Below are 19,895 nucleotides of genomic sequence, written 5' to 3'. Positions count from 1 at the left end.
CCGCCGGGGTCCGCCTACAGGTAGAGCCCTGCCTCGGACGAGTGCGGCTGCGGCGGGAGTACGGCCGCCGGGCCCGTGCCCCGGCGCAGCGCGAAGAGTTCGGCCAGGCTGGCGCCCTCGCGGGAGACGCCCTCGTCCGTGCCCAGCCAGTCCACCGCCTCCCGGTGGGTCAGTCGGCCCACCTCGATGCGGGCCAGGCAGCGCCCCGGGCGGACCACCGCCGGGTGGAGGCGTTCGAGGTCCTCGTTGGTCGTGACGCCGACCAGAACGTTGCGGCCCTGGCCCAGCAGACCGTCCGTCAGGTTGAGGAGACGGGACAGTGCCTGCCCGGCGGTGTGCCGGGCCTCGCCGCGGATCAGCTCGTCGCAGTCCTCCAGCAGGAGCAGCCGCCAGCGGCCCTTCGCCGTGCCCTCCTCCTCGCCGATCGCGATGTCCATCAGGTAGCCCACGTCGTTGAACAGCCGCTCGGGGTCCAGGACGCAGTCCACCTGGCACCAGTCCCGCCAGGACCGGGCCAGCGTGCGCAGCGCGGAGGTCTTGCCCGTGCCCGGCGGGCCGTGCAGCAGGAGCAGCCGGCCCGCGATGTCGTCCGGGGTCACCTTCATCAGCCGGTCCATCGCCCCGGCCACCGGCGCGGTGTAGTTGGGCCGCACCTCGGCCCAGGTCCCGGCGGCGATCTGGCGGGTCGTCCGGTACGGGCCGCGGCGCGGGGAGACGTACCAGAAGCCCATCGTGACGTTCTCCGGCTGCGGTTCGGGGTCGTCCTGTGCCCCTTCCGTGGCCTCGCCGAGCACATCGGCGGCGAGTTCGTCGCTGACCGCCGTCACGGTGACGTCCGCGCCCCGGCTCCAGCGGGAGACGAGCATGGTCCAGCCCTCGCCCTCGGCGAGGGTGGCGCTGCGGTCGCTGTCGCGCGCCGAGCGCAACACGCTGGCCCCGGGCGGCAGCAGGGTGGCTCCCGGCCGGACCCGGTCGATCGACACGCTGTGCGAGAACGGCTGCTCGCCTGACGCGAACCGGCCGAGGAACAGCGCGTCGACGACATCCGACGGCGAGTCGCTGTCGTCGACGTTGAGCCGGATCGGCAGCGCGTCATGCGGGTTGGCTGGCATGGCGCCCATGATCCGGCACGAGTTGGCCTCGTGCACCCGTGTTTCGCCGGATCGGGTGGCCGAGTTCCCTCTTCAAACGCGTCGGGAGTGAAGATTCGGGCCGCAACTCTGCCCCGAATATTCTTGGCATGGACACTTCCAGCCACGCTCGGCTCCTTGTACCACGGACTCAGGAGTAACCCCCACAAGGAGCCGCACACATGAGCATGAGAATCCCGCGCTTCGCCGCGCTCGCCTCATCCCTGTTACTCGCCGCGGGCGCCGCCCTGTTCGGCGCAGGCCAGGCGGCCGCAGCAGCCCAGGCCGACTTCGGCTACGTCGCCCTCGGCGACTCGTACTCCTCCGGCGTCGGCGCCGGCAACTACGACGGCGCCAGTGGCGCCTGCAAGCGCACCACCCGTGCATATCCGGCCCTGTGGGCCGCCGCTCATGCCCCGCAGACCTTCTCCTTCGCCGCGTGCTCGGGCGCCCGTACGGGTGACGTCCTCTCCGGCCAGCTCGGCCCGCTGAACTCCGGCACCGACCTGGTCAGCATCACCATCGGCGGCAACGACGCCGGATTCTCCGACGTCATGACGACCTGTGTGCTCCAGTCCGAATCCACCTGTGTCAACCGCGTCAACCAGGCCAAGGCGTACGTGGACTCCACCCTCCCCGGCCAGCTCGACCAGGTCTACAACGCCATCGACAGCCGGTCGCCGAACGCGCACGTGGTCGTACTCGGCTATCCCCGCTTCTACAAGCTGAACGGCACCTGCGCCACCGGCCTGACCGAAGGCGAACGCTCCGCCATCAACGGGGCCGCCGACTACCTCAACGCCGCCATCGCCAAGCGCGCCGCCGACCACGGCTTCACCTTCGCCTCGGTCGCGGGAGCCTTCACGGGCCACGAGATCTGCTCCGGCGACGCGTGGCTGCACAGCGTCAACTGGCTCAACATCGGCGAGTCGTACCACCCGACCGCGGCCGGACAGTCCGGCGGCTACCTGCCGGTCTTCACCAACGCCGCCTGAGCGGCCGGCGAACTGACGGAAGGCTCCGTCGGCAGCTCTGCCGACGGGGTCGTCGACGTACTCGCGCCAGGCGAGGGGGCCCCGCTCGTCGGGGTCTCCTTCTCGCAGGTCACGGAGGTCCCCACCCACTGGGTGGCCACCTCCGCGGGCCCCCGCACCTCCAGCCGGACCGCGTCCTCGAACACCGCGTCCGGCACGTGCGTGAGCTCGGTGTGCTCCAGCCGCCGGCTCCTCGGCCCGCCCTCCTCGTACGTGACGGACCGCCAGCCGGGGCCGGAGGTCTTCCCGCTCCGCGTGGCCCAGCGGTACTCCAGCTCGACGGGGGTGCGCTCCACCTCGACGGTGGCGGTGAAGGAGGGCGCGCGCTCCGGGGGCGGCGGGCAGCCGCCGCTGTAGGAGGCGCGCACGGTGTCGACGTACACCGACACGTGCTGGGCGGGGGAGGCGGACGCCGACGCCGAAGCCGGGGCCGAGGGCGACGCCGAGGCGGACGGGGCGGCGGAGGCGGCAGTGGTGACGGCCTGGGCGGTGGTCGCCGGGCCGACCGGGTCGGCGCCTCCGCGGTCGTCGCCCTCACGGTCCTTCAGCAGCAGCCACCCCAGCGCGACCAGCGCCAGCAGCAGCACCACGATCCCGGCCGTGAGCACCGCCCCGGCCCGGCCCTGGCGGGGCGCCGCGCCGGGCCCCGGCTCCCGGACCCGCTCCGACGCAGGCCCCGGTACCGGCGGCGTGGGTTCCCCGTACGGCGACCGCTGCGACTCCTGCCGGTGGTGATGATGATGCGCGGCGGCCGTCGGCGAGTCCGGCCCGGACACCGGCCCGCCCGAGGCCCGTACGGTCCCGCCCGCGCCCACCACCCGCAGCATCCGGGTGGCCTCCGTCGCGGACAGCCGCTCGGCCGGGTCCTTGCGCAGCAGCCCCTCCAGTACGGGCTCCAGCGGCCCGGCCCGGCGAGGCGGCGGCAACTCCTCGTCCACCACGGCCCGCAGCGTGGCCGGCGCGGTCGCCCGCCGGAACGGCGAAACCCCTTCGACGGCCGCGTACAGCATGATCCCGAGCGACCACAGGTCGGACTCGGGTCCCGGATCGCGCCCCAGCACCCGCTCCGGCGCCACGAACTCGGGAGAGCCGACCACCTCGCCCGTCATCGTGATCGCCGAGGACCCCTCCAGGCTCGCGATCCCGAAATCGCTCAGCACCACCCGGCCGTCATTGGCGATCAGCACGTTCCCGGGCTTCACGTCCCGGTGCAGCACCCCCGAGTCGTGCGCGGAGCGCAGCGCGGCGAGCACCTGTTCCCCGAGGTGCGCGGCGCGCTGCGGGGTCAGCGGCCCCTCGGCCTCCAGTACGTCGGCCAGCGTCAGCCCGCGCACCAGCTCCATCACGATCCACGGCCGGCCGTCCTCGGAGGCCACGTCGTAGACCGTGACGACCCCACGGTGCGTGACCCGCGCCGCCGCCCAGGCCTCCCGCTCCAGCCGCCGGTACATCCGCCGCAGTTCGGCGGGCTCGATCCCGGCGGGCGCCCGTACCTCCTTGACGGCGACGTCGCGGGCCAGGACCTCGTCCCGGGCCCGCCACACGATGCCCATCCCGCCGCGGCCGATCTGTTCCAGCAGCCGGTAGCGGCCCGAGATGACACGATCGGAGTTGGATTCCTCACTCACGCGAGCCCCCCGAATGCTTCTGTGCGCCCATGTGTCATCGATCGGTCACTCCAAGTTAGCGCAGCGCGCGCCAAGTGGCCCCTGTCGTGACGGGACTGGCGCCTAGGTCTTCCAGAGCGTGATTTCCGTGCCGGTCTCTGTGCGGAGAGTGACGGGCAACTGCGCTGAGTAATCGTCAACTCCCCGTCGCCACACGGGTAATTCACACCACCGGGATACCCGCGCGCGACGCGGGGGCGATAGGGTTAACCTGCCCGGGCCGGGTGCCCTCGTACGGGTGGGGAGAGATCATGGAACAGATAGCAATGCGCAGCAGGCCGCCTCGCGTGCCTGCCATCACCTGCGGCAGCAGTGCGACCAGCTCGCGCCTCGACCGCCATCTCGCCGTGCTGGGCGGACCCGCCGTCCCGCACCGGGAGACCGCGGAGGCGACGCTGCTGATGCGCGAGCTCACCTCCCGCGACCACACGCACCGTCTGCGGAGCCGGAGCGCGCGCGTCTCGCTCTTCGCGCCGCTGCGCCGTCTGCGTCGCACGCTCTTCGGCAGCCGCCGTTCGTAACAGGCCCCGCACCCGCAGCCGTTCGCCCTTCCGGCATCCGGCCACCCGGCCCTACGCGATCACACCGTCCCGGCGCAGTTCCGAGATCTGTGCGCCCGCCATCCCCAGGGCGCGCAAGAGGTCATCGGTGTGCTCACCCAGCGCGGGCACCGCACCCATGTGCGGTGCCGCGCCGCCCGGCAGCCCGATCGGAGGCAACAGGGCCCGCAGCGGACCGGCCGGTGATCCCACCTCCCGCCAGCGGTCCCGGGCCGCCAGCTGCGGATGCGCGGCCAGCTGGGCCACCGAGTTCAGCCGCGCGCAGGCGATGCCCGCCGCCTCCAGCCGCCCGATCGCCTCGTCCGCGCCCAGCCCGCCCAGTGCCTGCGCCACCACCGCGTCGGTCTTCTCCCGGTTGGCGGTGCGCGCCGCGTTCGTCGCGTACGCCGGGTCCTCGGCCAACTCCGGCCGGTCCAGCACCTGTTGCGCGAGGCGCCGCCATTCCCGGTCGTTCTGCACCGACAGCAGCACCCGGTCCCCGTCGGCCGTCGTGTAGGCGTCGTAGGGTGCGATCACGGCATGGGCGAGGCCGGTGCGCACGGGCTGCTCCCCGCCGTGCATCGTGTGGTGCAGCGGATGCCCCATCCACTCGGCGAGCGCGTCCAGCATGGACACCTCCACCCTGCCCCCGCGCCCGGTGATCCCGCGGCGCAGCAGGGCGGCGAGGACCCCCGAGAAGGCGTACATGGCCGCTGCGATGTCCGCCGCCGGGATCCCCGCCTTGACGGGCTGCTCCGGCGTTCCGGTCACCGAGACCAGGCCCGCCTCGCACTGCACGAGCATGTCGTAGGCGCGCTTGTGGGCGTACGGGCCCTCGGCGCCGTAGCCGGACACGTCCACGGCGACCAGCCGCGGGTAACGCGCGCACAGCGCGGCCGAGTCGAGCCCGAGCCGGGCCGCGGCGCCCTGCGCGAGGTTCTGCACGAACACGTCGGCGCCGGCCAGCAGGCCGTGCAGGACCTCCCGGCCGCGTGGGTCCTTCAGATCGAGCGCGATCGACTCCTTGCCGCGGTTGGCCCACACGAAGTGCGAGGCGAGGCCGTGCGCGGCGGTGTCGTAGGCGCGCGCGAAGTCGCCGCCGTCGGGGCGCTCGACCTTGACCACCCGGGCGCCGAGGTCGGCGAGCTGACGGGTGGCGAAGGGGGCCGAGACGGCCTGTTCGACGGCGACGACGGTGATGCCGGCGAGGGGGAGCGGTTCGGGCGCGGCGCTTTCGGTGTTCATGGCACCGATGCCTATCCCGTCCGACCCCAGCCTGTCACCCCCCCGGGATGTCAGCCCGCCGTGCCCCGGGCGAACCGCCGTGTCGCGAGCGGCACGAACAGCACGAGCAGCAGCGCCGACCAGAGCAGCGCACCGGCCACCGGATGCGCGGCCGGCCAGGCGGCGCCCGCCGCGGCCTCGGCCGCCCCGCCGCCGACGTTTCCGCACAGTTCGCGGACGCCGGTCGCGACGGCGCTGATCGGGTTCCACTCGGCGACCGTACGCAGCCAGGCGGGGAGCCCGGCGGTCGGCAGGTACGCGCTGGACAGCATCGGCAGGACGAAGGTGGCGCTGCCGAGCTGCCCCGCCGCCTCCTCGCTCCTGCTCACCAGGCCGAGGTAGGTCCCCACCCACGCGGTGGCGAAGCGGAACAGCAGGAGCAGGCCCAGGGCGCCGAGCGCGCCCGGCAGGCCGTTCTCGACGCGCCAGCCCATCGCCAGCCCCACCAGCATCAGGGGCACCATGGAGACGCCGGTGGTGAGCAGGTCCGCGGCGGTCTGTCCGAGCGGGACGGCGCTGCGGCTCATCGGCAGGGTCCGGAAGCGGTCCATCACCCCGCGGTGGGCGTCCTGCGCGGCGGTGAACATGCCCGTCATCAGGCCGTTCGCGGAGGTCGCGGCGAGGAGTCCGGGAACCAGGAACTCGCGGTACTCCGTGCCCGGCATGGCGAGCGCGCTGCCGAAGACGTAGCCGAAGAAGAGCAGCATGGTGATCGGCATGGTCTGGGTGAGGATCAGCAGCGCCGGGGCGTGCCGGGCCTTCTGGAGTTGGCGGGTGAGGACGGCTCCGCCGTCGGACAGCACGGTGCTCATGCCGCGTTCTCCTTCCGGGCCGCGGGGACGCGGGTGAGGCGCAGGAACACCTCGTCGAGGGTGGGCGGGCGCAGGCTCGCGTCGGTGACCGGGACGCCGGCCGTGTCGAGCGCGCGGATGATCCGGGGCAGGGTGAGGCCGGGGTCGAGCACGGTGACACCGGCGGTGAGCCGTTCCTCGTCGAGCGTCGGCCGGCCGCCGGTGAGCTGGTCCAGTACGACGGCGGCGCCGGCCAGTGCCTCGCGCGCGGTGACGGCGACCTCGGCGTAGGCGCCGATCCGGGCCTTCAGTTCCGCCGGGGTGCCGGTGGCGACGGCCCGGCCGCGGTCGACGACGACGATGTCGTCGGCGAGCCGGTCGGCCTCCTCCAGGTACTGGGTGGTCAGCAGCACCGTGGTGCCCTCCGCGGCGAGGTCCCGTACCGCGGTCCAGATCTGCTCGCGGGCCGCCGGATCCAGGCCGGTGGTCGGCTCGTCCAGGAAGAGCACGCGGGGGCGGGTGATCAGCCCGGCGGCCAGGTCCAGGCGCCGCTTCATGCCGCCCGACCACGTGCCGGCCATCCGGTCGGCGGCCTCGCCGAGTCCGAAGCGCTCCAGCAGCCCGTCGGCGCGGTCCCGGCCGGCGGAGCCGCGCAGTCCGGCGAGGCGGGCGAAGAGCCGCAGGTTCTCCCGGCCCGTCAGATCCCCGTCGACGGAGGCGTACTGGCCGGTGACCCCGATGGCGCGGCGGACGACTGCGGGGTCGCGGGTGACGTCGTGGCCGGCGACGAGGGCGCGGCCGCCGGTGGGTGCGGTGAGGGTGGTGAGGATCCGGACGGCGGTGGTCTTGCCCGCGCCGTTGGGGCCGAGGAGACCGCAGACCGTGCCCTCGGGCACGGCGAGATCGAGGCCGCGCAGGGCATGGACCTGCCCGTAGTTCTTCTCCAAGCCTTCACTAAGTACGGCGTACGTAGTTGTCATGTGCGGCACCCTACCTCACTACGTACGGCGTACGTAACTAAGATGGTGGCGAGACGACGAGGTGATCTGAGCGATGACTGCCGGCGGGCGACCCGCTGAACCCGAAGTGATCTGGGCCCGCCCGCAGCGGGCCGGCCGCGGACCCCGGCCCGCGCACAGCCGCGAGTCGATCGCCGCCGAGGCGGTGCGGATCGCCGACGAGGAGGGGATCGAGTCCGTCTCCATGCGACGGGTGGCGGCCGGGATCGGCGCCGGGACGATGTCCCTGTACAACTACGTGCCGCGCAAGGAGGACCTGTACGAGCTGATGGTCGACGCGGTCAGCGGGGAGTACGAGTTCACCGCGCCGACCGGCGACTGGCAGGCCGATCTGCTCGCGCTGGCCCGCCAGACGCGGGCGCTGATGCACCGGCACCCGTGGCTGCCCCGGCTGCTGAGCCCCGTCCACGGCTTCAGCCCCAACGCCCTGCGGTACCTGGAGCACAGCCTGGACTGCCTGGCGCCGCTGGCCGTGCCGGACGGCGAGAAGCTGGAGCTGGTCGCCGCGGTCAACGGCATGGTGTCCACCTATGTGGCGGGCGAGCTGGCGCTGGCCGAGCGGGCCCGGGCGCTGCCCTGGAGCGAGGCCGAGGAGCAGGGCGTACGGGCGGCGTGGATCGGCTCGCGGCTGGCCACCGGGCAGTACCCGCGGCTGGCGGCGGCCCTCACGGGCGGCGCCGTGCCGATCACCGAGGCGGGGCCCGATCTGGTCGCGGCGTTCGACCGCGCGATGTCGCGGCTGCTGGGGGCGTGGGGTCCGTAACCCTCCTGTCCGGATCCCTCCTGTACGGCGGCCGGGGGCCGACGGGCCGGGGCCGGGCTCCGGGCGCCGACGTCAGAGCAGGGCGAACTGCCCGCCCGGGCCCTCCTCCTGGTGGTCCAGGACCGAGGCCGGACGCCTGGCCCAGCGCGGCGGAGGCAGCACCCCGGCCGCGCGCAGCTCGTCGGCGGACAGCCCCGGACCCGGCTCGAACGCGGCCCGCTCCGGGGCCAGATCGGCCAGCAGCGCCAGGGTCGTGACCAGGGCCAGCAGCTCCGAGGTCCAGGCTTGCGGCCATTCGGCCGGGCCGAGCGCCTCCAGCCCGTCGGCGGCCGGGTCGCGGTGCGCGCCGCGGGCGGCGAGCCACGCCTCCAGCACGCGGGCGCCCTGCACCTCGTACTCCCACGCGCCGGCCGGTACGGGGGACACGGTCCCGCCGCCGAGGCCCAGCGTCTCGCTCGCGGGGTCGTACGCGAGCTCGTGCGGCCACGCCGCCAGTGCCGAGCGGACGTACGGGCGGCGCCCGCCGGGCAGCCGGGGCGGTTCCCCGCCGCGGGCCCCGCGCAGCTGGACGCCGAGCAGCCGGTGGCCCAGCTCCAGCCCGGCCCGCCAGCGCTCCGGGTCGGCGGTGAGCGGGACCTCGTACCCCCGCGGCCCGGGGCGGCCCGCCGCGAGGATCCAGCACAGCACGTCCTGGGGGGTCGCCCAGCCGCCGTACCGCTCGCCCAGCAGCGGCAGCAGGCCGGGGGCGAGATTCGGCTCGGCGCCGCCGGGACGCCGGTGCAGCGGTCGGATCCGGCCGAGCCGGCCCGCCGGGAGGTGCGGGGTGACCAGCAGGTCGGGGGTCTCGACGGTGAACAGCTGATGCCCGTCCAGGACCCGCCAGAGCTCCGGGCGGGCCGTGTCGATGAGCCGCTGGTCGGGCAGCAGCCACTGCTCGTCGAAGGGGTCGCGCAGGACTCGTACGGGCTCGGGGCACGGGCCGGGCGCGTCGGCGAAACGGGCGGTGGCCGAGCGCTGACCGGGCAGCGCGGCCGCGCCGGCGGCGGGCGTACGGCCCCGGCTCGGGCGGAACAGCCGCTCCCGCTCGGCGGCTTCGGCGCCGGTCAGGGCCGCCCAGCGGGCGCGCAGGGCCGCCGGATCGGGCGCGGCCACCCAGGCGCGGCCCAGGCGCAGGCTCCCCACGGCCCAGGGCATCAGATCGTCCAGCAGCGGTACGTCTTCGCTCACGCCGCCGATGGTAGCGACGGGATCCGGCGGCCGGGCTGCGCCGAGACCGAAGCGCTACGCTCCTTATATAGGCATAAGTCCTATATGGGCGTACATCGCATGAGTCCTATATGGGCGTACATCGCATGCGTTCCGTATCGACCGAGGAGACGGTCATGAGTCAGTACGACGAATACTCGACTCCTTCGCAGGCCGAGGGTGAGCGGCTCGAAGAGGACATGGACGAGGCTCAGCGCAAGCAGCGGCACCCCCAGACGATGCGGACGACGCCGTCCCAGGCGGAGGGTGAGCGCACCACGGAGGACGACGAGAAGTAGCAGGCTCCAGGGCGGTGCCGCCGCAGCCGCTCAGTGCGCGTCGACGGTCACCGTGAAGGAGAACCGGTCGCCGCGGTAGCGGATCCTCGCCACGTCCACCACCCGGCCGTCCTCGTCGTAGGTCACGCCCGTGTAGTGCAGGATCGGGCTGAGCAGCGGGACCTGGAGCAGCTCGGCCGTCTCCGGGTCGGCGAGCCGGGCCTCCACCGTGTCCGTGATCCGGCTGATGCGCACCCCGACGACGTCCCGCAGGACCTTCGTCATCGGCCACCGTTCGAGATCGGCGAGATCCACCGCTTCGGCGAACTCGGGAAGGACCGCGTTCTCCACCCAGTTCGTCGGCTCGCCGCTCGCGCGGTCGTGCCGCAGCCGGCGGTAGGTGACCACCTCGGGCGTGTCCGGGAAGTGCGCGAGCAGCTCCCCGGACACGGCGGTGCGCCCGTGGCCGAGAATCGTCGTACGGTCGCCCGACTGCTGCGCCACGATCGCGTCGACCGAACCCAGCAGCCGCACCGGGGCGCCGCGCAGCGCGCCCGGCTCGATGAAGGTGCCGCGCCGCCGGTGCCGGCTGATCAGGCCCTCGCCCTCCAGCTCCTTGAGTGCTTGCCGCATGGTCAGCACGCTCACCCCGTAGTGCTCGGCGAGCTGCTCCTCCGTGGGCAGGCGCAGCGAGGCGTCCGGGGTGCGCCCGAGTATCGAGGCGCGCAGCGACTGCGACACCTGGTACCAGAGGGGCAGTTTCCGGTTCAGCACCAGGGAGTCGGGGGCGAAGGCGGTCACGGGTGGTTCTCCGTACGGCTGGGCGGGGCGGCATGCGGCGGGCGGCGTGCGCCTGCGCCTGCGGCGGGCGGGTGGCGCAGGCGAGCGTACGCAGCGCGGGTCAGGCGCGGAAGTGGCGCTGCAGACCCTGCCACACGTCGTCGTAACCGCGCTGGAGGTGATCCGCGTCGGCCGCCTGGGCGGTGGCGGTGATCGGCCAGCGGGTCTCGAACATGAAGGCCAGGCCGTCGTCGATCTTCTGCGGCTTCAGTTCGGCGGCGCTGGCCCGGTCGAAGGTCTCCCGGTCCGGGCCGTGCGCGGACATCATGTTGTGCAGCGAGCCGCCGCCCGGCACGAAGCCCTCGGCCTTGGCATCGTAGGCGCCCTCGATCAGGCCCATGTACTCGCTCATCACGTTGCGGTGGAAGTACGGCGGGCGGAAGGTGTCCTCGCCTACCAGCCAGCGCGGGGCGAAGACCACGAAGTCGACGCCCGCCAGCCCCGGGGTGTCGGAGGGCGAGGTCAGGACCGTGAAGATGGACGGGTCGGGGTGGTCGTAGCTGATCGAGCCCAGGACGTTGAAACGGCGCAGGTCGTAGACGTACGGCACGTGGGTGCCGTGCCAGGCGACGACGTCGAGCGGTGAGTGGTCGTAGGTGGCCGACCAGAGGTTGCCGCAGAACTTGTTGATCACCTCGGTCGGGCGCTCGCTGTCCTCGTACGCGGCGACCGGGGCGCGGAAGTCCCGCGCGGCGGCGAGGCCGTTGGCGCCGATCGGGCCCAGGTTCGGCAGCTCGAAGGGCTGGCCGTAGTTCTCGCACACGTAGCCGCGGGCGGGGGCCGCGCCGTCGGTGCCGACGTCCTGGAGCTCGACGCGGAAGCGGACGCCGCGGGGGATGAGGGCCATCTCGCCCGGCCGGACGGAGAGCAGGCCGAACTCGGTGCGCAGGAGCAGTCCGCCGCGCTCGGGGACGATCAGCAGCTCGCCGTCGGAGTCGCTGAACACCCGGTCGGTCATGGAGGCGTTGGCGGCATAGAGGTGGATGGCCATGCCGGCGCGCTGGGCGGCGTCACCGTTGCCGCCGAGGGTCCACAGGCCGGCCAGGAAGTCGGTGCCGGGGGCCGGGTCGGGCAGCGGGTTCCAGCGGAGCCGGTTGGGGTCCGCCGCGGCCTCGGTGAAGGGCGCGGTGCGCAGGGCCCCGTTGTCGATCCGGCTGAAGGGCGGGTGCGCGGCCGAGGGACGGATCCGGTAGAGCCAGGAGCGGCGGTTGTGGGTGCGCGGCTCGGTGAAGGCGGAGCCGCTGAGCTGCTCGGCGTAGAGGCCCAGGGGTGCGCGCTGGGGCGAGTTCCGGCCGAGCGGCAGCGCGCCGGGGACGGCCTCCGAGCTGTGCTCGTTGCCGAAGCCGGTGAGGTACTCCAGCGCCTCCGCCGTCTTCCTGGCCTGCTCGCTGCCGTTGCCGGCCTGCTCGCTCATGTGCTGCTCCCACTCCGTCGAAGGAATCCTGTGGGTGACAGTAGGATTCCGCGGCCCGCGCGTCAACGGTGCTTTTCGCGGCGTCGCCCCTCGCGGCGGATTCATGCAGAGGGGGATCCCAAAAGATGAACAATGCTCTACTCTCACGCGCATGTCGTGGACCCGCAGGTTCCCTGCCGTGCCGGCGGCGCTCCTCGCCGCCCTCCTCGCTTTCCTGTCCCTCCTCGCCGCCGCGCCCGCCGCCCGCGCGCACGAGGAGCGCCCCGTCACCCTTCCCGACGGCTCCGGATCCGTGCCCGAGTACCGCAAGGCCGAGCCCGACCTGGTGGTGTGCAAGACGGGCCGCCCCGAGTTCGAACGCCGGATATCCGCCTTCCCCGAGGAGCTCAGGCAGCGGAACCTCGCCCTGTACGAGCGGTGCGAGAAGAGCGGCTACCGGCATCTCCAGGAGGCCGTCGACGCCGTCGACCGGCCCGGGATGAACATCGCGATCCTCCCCGGCCTGTACGAGGAGGAGCCCTCACTCGGAAAGCCGACGGGTCGGTGCGCGGAGCTGAAGGCCCCGAACTCCGCGCTCGGCTACCAGATCCTCACCTACGAGCAGCAGGTCGCCTGCCGGCACAACCAGAACCTCGTCGCCATCCTCGGCAAGACGAACCTGCAGATCGAGGGCACGGGCGCCTCCCGCCTGGACGTGATCGTCGACGCCAAATACCAGAAGCTGAACGGCATCCGGGCCGACAAGTCCAACGGCGTCTACTTCCGGAACTTCACCGCCCAGCGCACCACCTTCAACTCGCTGTACGTGCTGGCGGGCGACGGGTTCGTCATCGACGACGTGCTGACCCGGTGGAACGACGAATACGGCTTCCTCACCTTCGCCAGCGACCACGGGCTCTACAAGAACTGCGAGTCGTACGGCAACGGGGACTCCGGCATCTACCCCGGCAGCGCCTCCAACATCAACGACGGCCGGGGCTACGAAGTGCCCCGCTACTCGATCGAGATCACCGGCTGCCACAGCCATCACAACATGGTCGGCTACTCCGGTACCGCGGGTGACTCGGTGTGGGTGCACGACAACGAGTTCGACCAGAACATGGGCGGCGCCTCGATGGACAGCGCCTTCCCCGGCCACCCCGGACTCCCGCAGAACCACGCCAAGTTCGAGCGCAACCTCATCCACGACAACAACCAGGACTACTACGGGTACGTCGCCGACGGCACCTGCGCCAAGCCACCGGTCGAGCGCGGCTACGAGCGCGGCGTCGTCTGTCCGCAGATCTCCATGCCGCCGGGCACCGGCATCATCACCGCGGGCGGCAACTGGAACGTCTACGAGGACAACTGGGTGTACGGGCACCGGCGCGCGGGCTTCTTCCTCAGCGCCGTACCCGCCTTCATCCGCGGCGAGGAGAAGTGGTCGAAGCAGGCCGACACCTCCCACCACAACCGGTACGCCGGGAACACCATGGGCAAGGACAAGTCCGGAGCCGCCCGCCCCAACGGCATGGACGTCTGGTGGGACGGCCAGGGGCGCGCCAACTGCTGGCAGGACGGCCCCGACGGCTCGACGCCGGGCACCGTGCCGCGGTGCGGGGAGGCGCGCGGAGACGTCACCGGGGCGTCCGCCCGCCTGGTCGGCGAACCGGTGAAGCTGGTCCAGCTGCTCGTCTGCGCGGACTACAGCGTCCAGGCACGCAAACTCCCGGCCGGCTGCGACTGGTACGGCGCCCGCGGTCTGGAACGCGTGGAGACCCAGATCGCGCTCGCCGTGGCGGGCGTCCTGCTCCTGGTCGGCGGTGTGCTGTGGTGGCGCCGCCTGCGCGGCTCGCGCCTGGGCACGGCGGCCTCGCTCCTGGGCCTGGCGGGCCTGGCCCTGGACGTGGCCGGTTCCACGACCGGGCTGGTCGCCACCTTCGTCCCCGCACTGGCACTGCTCCTCCTCGGACTGTGGTGGACGGGTGTCGGGCTCGCTCTGCGCCCCGCCCGCCCCTGGCTTGCCCGCCTGACCCTGCTGCTGGCCGGGCTCACCCTGCTGGACGCCTTCGACAAGGCGGTCCTGATGATTCCCTGGACCCCCCTGAGCCCCGCCTGGGTACGGTCCCTGGTCGCCGTCGTCTGGATCCTGTGGGCAGTCGTCGCCTCGGCCCGCCCCGGCACCCCGGCCCTGCCCTCCGGCTCCGGCGGCGACCCGGCTGGCGACCGCGAGCCGGCTCCGGCCGGTCCCGCCGCCCCAGCCACAGGCGGCCTGCTGTGACCGGCCGGCCCGACGACCGCACCGGGTGCGACCCCTGCGGTACGCCGCCCGGCCCGCCCCGCGGGCCGGGCCGGACCGCCCGCACCGCGGCCCTGCTCGCCCTCGTGCTGCTGCTCGCGTCCGGAGCGGCGACGGGCTGCGGCGGGCGGGCCACCACCCACCACAAGCCCGGCACCACCCACGAGCAGGCTTCCGGGAGCACGGGCACCCTGCTCACCACCGACGACGGCACCGGTCACCGGCTCCGCGAGGTCCCGGCCGAGGGCGCGCCGGAGGTGCGGCTCACCGCCCGCCCGGACTCGGAGGACGGCTGGAACCTCCAGCTGGCGGTGAAGAACTTCCGCTTCACCCCCGACAGCACCGGCGGCGCCGCCCTCCCGGGCGCCGGCCACGCCCACCTGGAGCTCGACGGCCGCAAACTGGCCCGACTGTACGGCCCGTGGTTCCACCTGCCCGCCGCGCAGGTCCCCGAGGGCGCGCACACCCTGACCGTCCGCCTGTACGCGGACGACCACACCGCCTGGGCGGTGTCCGGCAAGCCGGTCGAGGGCACGACCCCGCTCACCGCCGCCGCTGCGGGCCAGTCCGGGGGACACAGCCACGGCGACGCGCCGCCGGAGCAGGCCGACCGGACGGTCACCATCACCATCCGCGAAGGCAAGGTCAGCCCCGCCCCCGCCCGCACCGAGCTGCGGCGCGGAGAGCGGGTCGCCCTGCGCGTCACCAGCGACCGCGCGGACACCCTGCACGTCCACGGCTACGACAAGGAGCTCGCCCTGCCCGCAGGCCAGGAGGCCACCCTGATCCTGACGGCCGACCGCACCGGCCTCTTCGAGGTCGAAACCCACGAGTCCGCCCTCGTCCTGACCCAGCTCCTCGTCCGATGACCCCGCAGCCGCCCCCGATGACACGGCCGACGCCGCACCCTCTGCCGCCGCAGGCGACCTCGCCGCACCCGCTGCCGGCGACGCCGCCGGCAGCGGCCGACGCCCAGCCCCCGTGGCCGACGCCCCACGAGGTCCCGGCCCGGGCCCCCGGACGCGGGCCCACGTCCGGGATGCTAGGCCGAGGCCCGCGCGGGTCACTGCCCCGGGTGGGCCGGTGGTGACCGCCGTCTGGCCGGGTGCCGCCCCGGTCGCCGGTGGCGGCGGCGACGGCCAGGACGTGGTCCCTTACCCGGCCGATCCGCTCACCGCGCTCGCGCACGGGATCGGTTCCCAGCACGATCTGCCGATCTCTCCCTTCTACGCCTTCGCCGGTGCCTTCGCCGCGCTCTTCATCTCCTTCCTCGCCCTCGGCCTGCTCTGGTCCACCTCCCGCTTCCAAGGCGACCGCTCGGGTCGCGCCCTGCCAGCCGCCCTCCAGCGGGTGGCCGACGCGCCGGTCACCCGCACCGCCCTGCGCGGACTCGGGCTCGCCGCTGCCCTGGCGGTCCTCCTCCACCTCCTCCTCGGTCCCGACGACCCCGCGCGCAACCCCGCTCCCGGCGCCGTCTATGTCCTCTTCTGGGTCGGACTCGTCCCCGCCTCCCTCCTCCTCGGCCCCGTCTGGCGCCTGCTCAACCCGCTCCGCACCCTGCACCGGCTGCTCCGCCGTGCCCGGCGTCGCCCCGACCCCGACCGCCCCCTTCCCCCGCGTCTCGGCCAATGGCCCGCCGCCGCCGGGCTGTTCGCCTTCACCTGGCTCGAACTCGTCGCTCCCGATCCCGCGTCCACCACCACCCTTCTGATCGCCCTCACCGTCTACGCCACCGCCCAGCTCCTGCTCGCCGCCCGCTTCGGCGAGCGCTGGTTCGACGACGGAGACGCCTTCGACGCGTATTCCGCCCTCCTGGCCCGCCTCTCCCTCCTCGGCCGTCGCAGCGACGGCCGCCTGGTTCTCCGCAACCCCTTCCACGGACTCGACGCGACACCCGAGCGGCCCGGACTCGTCGCCACCGTCTGCGTCCTGCTCGGCTCCACCGCCTACGACGGCTTCTCCGACAACCCCTCGTGGATCAACACCCTGCAGACCTCCCCCCTCGGCCGCACCCCCACGGCCACCCTCGGACTCCTCGGTTCCGTCGCCCTCGTCGCCACCCTGTACTGCACGTGCGCCGCGGCCACCCGCCTTGTCAGCGGACCGCACCCCCGTCCCCTGACCGCCTTCGCGCACTCACTCGTACCGATCGCGCTCGGCTATCTCATCGCCCACTACTTCTCCCTCCTGGTAACCGAAGGACCACGTACGGTAAGCATTGCAGCCGGCACTGACAACGCCCCCGAACCCGTCCCGCCCCTGGGCCCCGGCGGCCTCGCCGCCCTCCAGGTCGTCGCCGTCGTCACCGGCCACGTACTCGGCGTCGTCGCCGCCCACGACCGCTCCGTACGCCTCTTTCCGCCCGCGAAGGCGGTGGCCGGCCAACTGCCGCTGCTCGCGCTGATGATCACGTACACCATCGGCGGGCTGAGCCTCCTGCTGAACTGAGGCCGGTGCTCCGCTCGACAGAGAAGCGAGGAACGGCATGATGGACCCCGTGCCTCCCGCCCACTCCCTGCGCCGCGCTCCGATCCAGCAGCGCAGCGCCGACCGGCTCGCCCGGATCCTCGACGCCTGCGCCGAACTGCTCGACGAGACCGGGTACGAGAACCTCAGCACCCGCGCCGTCGCCCTGCGCGCCGGCGTGCCGATCGGCTCGGTCTACCGCTTCTTCGGCAACAAGCGGGCCATGGCCATCGCCCTTGCCCACCGCAACCTGGACCACTACGCCGACGGCATCGCCGACCGGCTCGCCGGCCTCCCCGCCACGGACTGGCGGCCCGTCGTCGACGCGGTGCTGGACGAGTACCTGGCCATGAAGCGCAGCGTCCCCGGCTTCGCGCTCGTCGACTTCGGCGTGCCCGCGCCGCCGCCCGACGGCCCGGAGGCCGACCCCAACCACCTGGTCGCGGCCCGTCTCACCGAACTGCTCTGCGCCCACCTCGGCCTGACCCCGGACGCCACCCTGGAGCGGGCCGTACTGGTCGCCGTCGAGGCCACCGACGCACTCATCCAGCTGGCGTTCCGCTCCGACCCGGCGGGGGATCCCGGCATCGTCGCCGAGACCCGGGCGATGATGCACGCCTACCTGTCCCGCGTGCTGGACTGACCCCCGCCCCCGGCGGGCCGTCCCCGGCTCAGGCTGTCCCCGGCCCTCGCGGCTCGGTCGGGCGGCCCTCTCCAAGGCTGCTCCCGCAGACCCCTGCCCCCCGTGCCTACCGGTCGGTATGCTCGGTGGTCCCGCGTATCCGTGCCGCAGCCAGCCGCCCCAGGAGGGCCCCATGCCCCGCACCGCCCTGCGCATCTGCCCCCTGTGCGAAGCCACCTGTGGCCTCACCCTCACCATCGGGGACGCCGCCGTCACCGGCGCCCGCGGCGACCGCGAGGACGTCTTCAGCCGCGGCTTCATCTGCCCCAAGGGCGCAGCCTTCGGAGCCGTCGACTCCGACCCCGACCGGCTGCGCGCCCCGCTCGTCCGCCGTGACGGCACGCTGCAGGAAGCCACCTGGGAGGAGGCCTTCGACGCGATCGCCGCCGCCGTCCCCGCCCTCGTCGGGGAGTACGGGGCGCAGACGGTCGGGGTCGTCCTCGGCAACCCGAACGTCCACACCATGGCGGGTGCCCTCTACCCGCCGCTGCTCCTCAAGGCACTCGGCACCCGCAACCTCTTCACCGCCAGCACGCTCGACCAGATGCCCAAACACGTCTCCAGCGGGCTGCTCTTCGGCGATCCCTTCGCCATCCCGGTCCCGGACCTCGACCGCACCGACTTCCTGCTGCTCCTCGGCGCCAACCCGGTCGAGTCCAACGGCTCCCTCTGCACCGCCCCCGACTTCCCCGGCAAACTGAAGGCCCTGCGCGCCCGCGGCGGCACCCTGGTCGTCGTCGACCCGCGCCGCACCCGCACCGCCCGGCTCGCCGACCGCCACCTCGCCCCGCGCCCCGGCAGCGACGCGCTCCTGCTCGCCGCGCTCGCGCACACCCTGCTCGCCGAGAAGCTCGCCGCCCCGGGCAGGCTGGAGGAACACACCGAGGGCCTCGGGGAACTCGCCGCCGCGCTCGGGAGTTTCACTCCTGAGGCCGTAGCCCCCGCCTGCGACCTCACGGCGGCCGAGATCCGCACCCTCGCCCGCGACCTCGCGGCCGCGCCCACCGCCGCCGTCTACGGACGGATCGGCAGCTGCACCGTCGAGTACGGCACGCTCGCCAGCTGGCTGGTCGACGTACTGAACATCCTCACCGGCAACCTGGACCGGCCGGGCGGAGCTCTCTTCCCGCTCTCCGCGACGGCTCCCGCACCCGGGCCCGCCCGCCCCGGCAAGGGGTTCGCCCTCGGCCGCTGGTCCAGCCGGGTCAGCGGCCACCCCGAGGCCAAGGCCGAACTGCCCATGGCCGCCCTCGCGGAGGAGATCGAGACCCCGGGTGACGGGCAAGTACGGGTCCTGATCGCCATCGCCGCGAATCCGGTCCTGTCCGCACCTGACGGCGACCGGCTCGACCGGGCGCTGGCCGGCCTCGACTTCATGGTCTCCGTGGACCCGTACCTGAACGAGACCTCACGCCACGCCCACGTCGTGCTGCCCCCGCCGCCGCCGTCCCAGAGCGCGCACTTCGACTTCGCGTTCAACGGGTTCGCCGTGCGCAACCAGGCGCGCTACTCGCCGGCCGTCCTGCCGCTCGAGGAGGGGCGGATGGACGAGTGCGAGATCCAGGCCCGTCTCGTGCTGGCCGTCTCCGGCATGCACGGCTCCGCCGCCCCGGACGCCGTCGACGAACTGGCCATCCGGACCACCCTTGCCAAGGAAACCGCGGACCCCCGCTCCCGGGTGCACGGGCAGGACCCGGCGAGCCTCGCCGGCCTGCTCACGGGCGGGAGCGGCCCCGAACGGCGGCTCGACCTCATGCTCCGACTCGGGCCGTACGGAGACCAGTTCGCCGGCGCTGACGGGGCTGACGACGACTCCGACGCCGGGGCGGACGCCGCCGCCGGGGCGCACGCAGAGGGGGAGGCGGCCGCGCACGGGCTCAGCCTGGAGCGGCTGCTCGCGCATCCGCACGGCATCGACCTGGGCCCGCTGCGGCCCCGGCTTCCGGGCGTGCTGAAGACCCGCAGTGGCAGGATCGAGCTGCTCCCGGACCCGATCGCGGCCGAGCTCCCCAGGATGCGCGCGGCGCTCGCCGACCGCCCCACGGCCCTGGTGCTCGTGGGCCGCCGCCATCTGCGGTCCAACAACAGCTGGTTGCACAACGTCCCGGCCCTCACCGGAGGTTCCAACCGCTGCACACTTCAGATCCACCCGGAGGACGCGGACCGGCTGGGACTGGCCGACGGAGGGCGGGCCAGGGTCACCGCCGACGGGGGCAGCCTGGAGGTTCCCGTCGAGGTCACCGACGCCGTCCGTACCGGAGTGGTGAGCCTCCCGCACGGCTGGGGCCACGACCGCGCCGGTTCACGGCTCTCGGTCGCCTCCGCCACACCCGGCGTCAACGTCAATCAGCTGCTCGACGGCACCCGGCTCGACCCGCTGTCGGGCACGGCCGTGCTCAACGGTTTCCCCGTCGAGCTCACACCCTTGCCCTGAGCTGGGGTTTTGCTCGTATTGCTCACGCTCA

General features: G+C 73.5%; 17 protein-coding genes. 9 read left to right on the top strand and 8 right to left on the bottom strand.

The window, feature by feature from the left end; translation table 11 throughout:
• Positions 1-14 precede the first annotated feature (14 nt).
• Positions 15-1,112 carry a DUF5925 domain-containing protein gene (locus OG737_RS05005; protein WP_405680167.1) on the bottom strand — a complete coding sequence of 366 codons (1,098 nt, stop codon included), beginning with the start codon at positions 1,110-1,112 and terminating at the stop codon, positions 15-17.
• 206 nt (positions 1,113-1,318) lie between these two features.
• Between OG737_RS05005 and OG737_RS05000 the strand changes: the two genes are divergently transcribed.
• Positions 1,319-2,125 (top strand): SGNH/GDSL hydrolase family protein, encoded by an 807-nt coding sequence (locus tag OG737_RS05000; protein ID WP_328930214.1) that lies wholly within the window; start codon positions 1,319-1,321, stop codon positions 2,123-2,125.
• Here OG737_RS05000 and OG737_RS04995 read toward each other — a convergent pair.
• Positions 2,095-3,792, bottom strand: coding sequence for a serine/threonine-protein kinase (locus OG737_RS04995; RefSeq protein WP_405680168.1), 1,698 nt, complete (start codon positions 3,790-3,792; stop codon positions 2,095-2,097). The genes OG737_RS05000 and OG737_RS04995 overlap by 31 nt on opposite strands.
• A 290-nt stretch (positions 3,793-4,082) precedes the next feature.
• Here OG737_RS04995 and OG737_RS04990 point away from each other — a divergent pair, with 290 nt between their 5' ends.
• Complete coding sequence (locus OG737_RS04990) at positions 4,083-4,352, top strand: hypothetical protein (RefSeq protein ID WP_076046471.1); 270 nt, start codon at positions 4,083-4,085, stop codon at positions 4,350-4,352.
• 51 nt (positions 4,353-4,403) lie between these two features.
• Here the strand turns inward: OG737_RS04990 and OG737_RS04985 are convergent, their stop codons facing one another.
• From OG737_RS04985 to OG737_RS04975, 3 genes are read right to left on the bottom strand one after another with little or no spacing between them, the layout of a single operon-like run.
• Entirely contained in the window at positions 4,404-5,615 is a 1,212-nt protein-coding gene (locus tag OG737_RS04985; RefSeq protein WP_405680170.1) for a CaiB/BaiF CoA transferase family protein, read from the bottom strand.
• A gap of 50 nt (positions 5,616-5,665) precedes the next feature.
• Positions 5,666-6,466, bottom strand: coding sequence for an ABC transporter permease (locus OG737_RS04980; protein WP_328924910.1), 801 nt, complete (start codon positions 6,464-6,466; stop codon positions 5,666-5,668).
• Complete coding sequence (locus tag OG737_RS04975; RefSeq protein ID WP_328924909.1) at positions 6,463-7,425, bottom strand: ATP-binding cassette domain-containing protein; 963 nt, start codon at positions 7,423-7,425, stop codon at positions 6,463-6,465. Before OG737_RS04975 ends, OG737_RS04980 begins: the two co-directional genes overlap by 4 nt.
• Positions 7,426-7,498: 73 nt before the next feature.
• Here OG737_RS04975 and OG737_RS04970 point away from each other — a divergent pair, with 73 nt between their 5' ends.
• Positions 7,499-8,227 (top strand): TetR/AcrR family transcriptional regulator, encoded by a 729-nt coding sequence (locus OG737_RS04970; protein ID WP_328924908.1) that lies wholly within the window; start codon positions 7,499-7,501, stop codon positions 8,225-8,227.
• Between the two features lie 72 nt (positions 8,228-8,299).
• On the opposite strand, the gene OG737_RS04965 is transcribed toward OG737_RS04970, so the two are convergent.
• Positions 8,300-9,463, bottom strand: a complete 1,164-nt coding sequence (locus OG737_RS04965) for a type ISP restriction/modification enzyme (protein ID WP_405922397.1) — start codon at positions 9,461-9,463, stop codon at positions 8,300-8,302.
• 146 nt (positions 9,464-9,609) lie between these two features.
• Between OG737_RS04965 and OG737_RS04960 the strand changes: the two genes are divergently transcribed.
• Entirely contained in the window at positions 9,610-9,771 is a 162-nt protein-coding gene (locus OG737_RS04960; protein WP_328924907.1) for a hypothetical protein, read from the top strand.
• A gap of 30 nt (positions 9,772-9,801) precedes the next feature.
• Here the strand turns inward: OG737_RS04960 and OG737_RS04955 are convergent, their stop codons facing one another.
• Both OG737_RS04955 and hmgA read right to left on the bottom strand, forming a co-directional pair.
• Positions 9,802-10,551 carry a GntR family transcriptional regulator gene (locus OG737_RS04955; protein ID WP_328924906.1) on the bottom strand — a complete coding sequence of 250 codons (750 nt, stop codon included), beginning with the start codon at positions 10,549-10,551 and terminating at the stop codon, positions 9,802-9,804.
• Positions 10,552-10,651: 100 nt separating this feature from the next.
• Complete coding sequence (hmgA, locus tag OG737_RS04950; RefSeq protein WP_405921226.1) at positions 10,652-12,004, bottom strand: homogentisate 1,2-dioxygenase; 1,353 nt, start codon at positions 12,002-12,004, stop codon at positions 10,652-10,654.
• Between the two features lie 151 nt (positions 12,005-12,155).
• Here hmgA and OG737_RS04945 point away from each other — a divergent pair, with 151 nt between their 5' ends.
• From OG737_RS04945 to OG737_RS04925, 5 genes are all read left to right on the top strand, one after another.
• Entirely contained in the window at positions 12,156-14,264 is a 2,109-nt protein-coding gene (locus OG737_RS04945) for a right-handed parallel beta-helix repeat-containing protein (RefSeq protein ID WP_405921225.1), read from the top strand.
• A gap of 92 nt (positions 14,265-14,356) precedes the next feature.
• Positions 14,357-15,151, top strand: coding sequence for a hypothetical protein (locus tag OG737_RS04940; protein WP_405681442.1), 795 nt, complete (start codon positions 14,357-14,359; stop codon positions 15,149-15,151).
• Between the two features lie 277 nt (positions 15,152-15,428).
• Positions 15,429-16,730 carry a hypothetical protein gene (locus tag OG737_RS04935; protein ID WP_405922396.1) on the top strand — a complete coding sequence of 434 codons (1,302 nt, stop codon included), beginning with the start codon at positions 15,429-15,431 and terminating at the stop codon, positions 16,728-16,730.
• A gap of 40 nt (positions 16,731-16,770) precedes the next feature.
• The gene (locus OG737_RS04930) at positions 16,771-17,391 is read left to right on the top strand and encodes a TetR/AcrR family transcriptional regulator (RefSeq protein WP_328930210.1); all 621 of its coding nucleotides are present in this window, start codon (positions 16,771-16,773) and stop codon (positions 17,389-17,391) included.
• A gap of 172 nt (positions 17,392-17,563) precedes the next feature.
• Entirely contained in the window at positions 17,564-19,864 is a 2,301-nt protein-coding gene (locus OG737_RS04925; RefSeq protein ID WP_405921224.1) for a molybdopterin oxidoreductase family protein, read from the top strand.
• The last annotated feature ends 31 nt before the right edge of the window (positions 19,865-19,895 follow it).

The sequence above is a fragment of the Streptomyces sp. NBC_00122 genome (assembly GCF_045160845.1).
In the GTDB taxonomy this organism is placed as follows: domain Bacteria; phylum Actinomycetota; class Actinomycetes; order Streptomycetales; family Streptomycetaceae; genus Streptomyces.
Note: the sequence above shows the minus strand (reverse complement) of the source record. Positions and strands in the feature narration are given on the sequence as shown.

What these genes read in the sequence shown, in the direction of transcription:
- OG737_RS05005 (WP_405680167.1), bottom strand. Translation starts at nt 1,112, where the DNA reads ATGCCAGCCAACCCGCATGACGCGCTGCCGATCCGGCTCAACGTCGAC.
- OG737_RS05000 (WP_328930214.1), top strand. Translation starts at nt 1,319, where the DNA reads ATGAGAATCCCGCGCTTCGCCGCGCTCGCCTCATCCCTGTTACTCGCC.
- OG737_RS04990 (WP_076046471.1), top strand. Translation starts at nt 4,083, where the DNA reads ATGGAACAGATAGCAATGCGCAGCAGGCCGCCTCGCGTGCCTGCCATC.
- OG737_RS04985 (WP_405680170.1), bottom strand. Translation starts at nt 5,615, where the DNA reads ATGAACACCGAAAGCGCCGCGCCCGAACCGCTCCCCCTCGCCGGCATC.
- OG737_RS04980 (WP_328924910.1), bottom strand. Translation starts at nt 6,466, where the DNA reads ATGAGCACCGTGCTGTCCGACGGCGGAGCCGTCCTCACCCGCCAACTC.
- OG737_RS04975 (WP_328924909.1), bottom strand. Translation starts at nt 7,425, where the DNA reads ATGACAACTACGTACGCCGTACTTAGTGAAGGCTTGGAGAAGAACTAC.
- OG737_RS04970 (WP_328924908.1), top strand. Translation starts at nt 7,499, where the DNA reads ATGACTGCCGGCGGGCGACCCGCTGAACCCGAAGTGATCTGGGCCCGC.
- OG737_RS04960 (WP_328924907.1), top strand. Translation starts at nt 9,610, where the DNA reads ATGAGTCAGTACGACGAATACTCGACTCCTTCGCAGGCCGAGGGTGAG.
- hmgA (WP_405921226.1), bottom strand. Translation starts at nt 12,004, where the DNA reads ATGAGCGAGCAGGCCGGCAACGGCAGCGAGCAGGCCAGGAAGACGGCG.
- OG737_RS04945 (WP_405921225.1), top strand. Translation starts at nt 12,156, where the DNA reads ATGTCGTGGACCCGCAGGTTCCCTGCCGTGCCGGCGGCGCTCCTCGCC.
- OG737_RS04930 (WP_328930210.1), top strand. Translation starts at nt 16,771, where the DNA reads ATGGACCCCGTGCCTCCCGCCCACTCCCTGCGCCGCGCTCCGATCCAG.
- OG737_RS04925 (WP_405921224.1), top strand. Translation starts at nt 17,564, where the DNA reads ATGCCCCGCACCGCCCTGCGCATCTGCCCCCTGTGCGAAGCCACCTGT.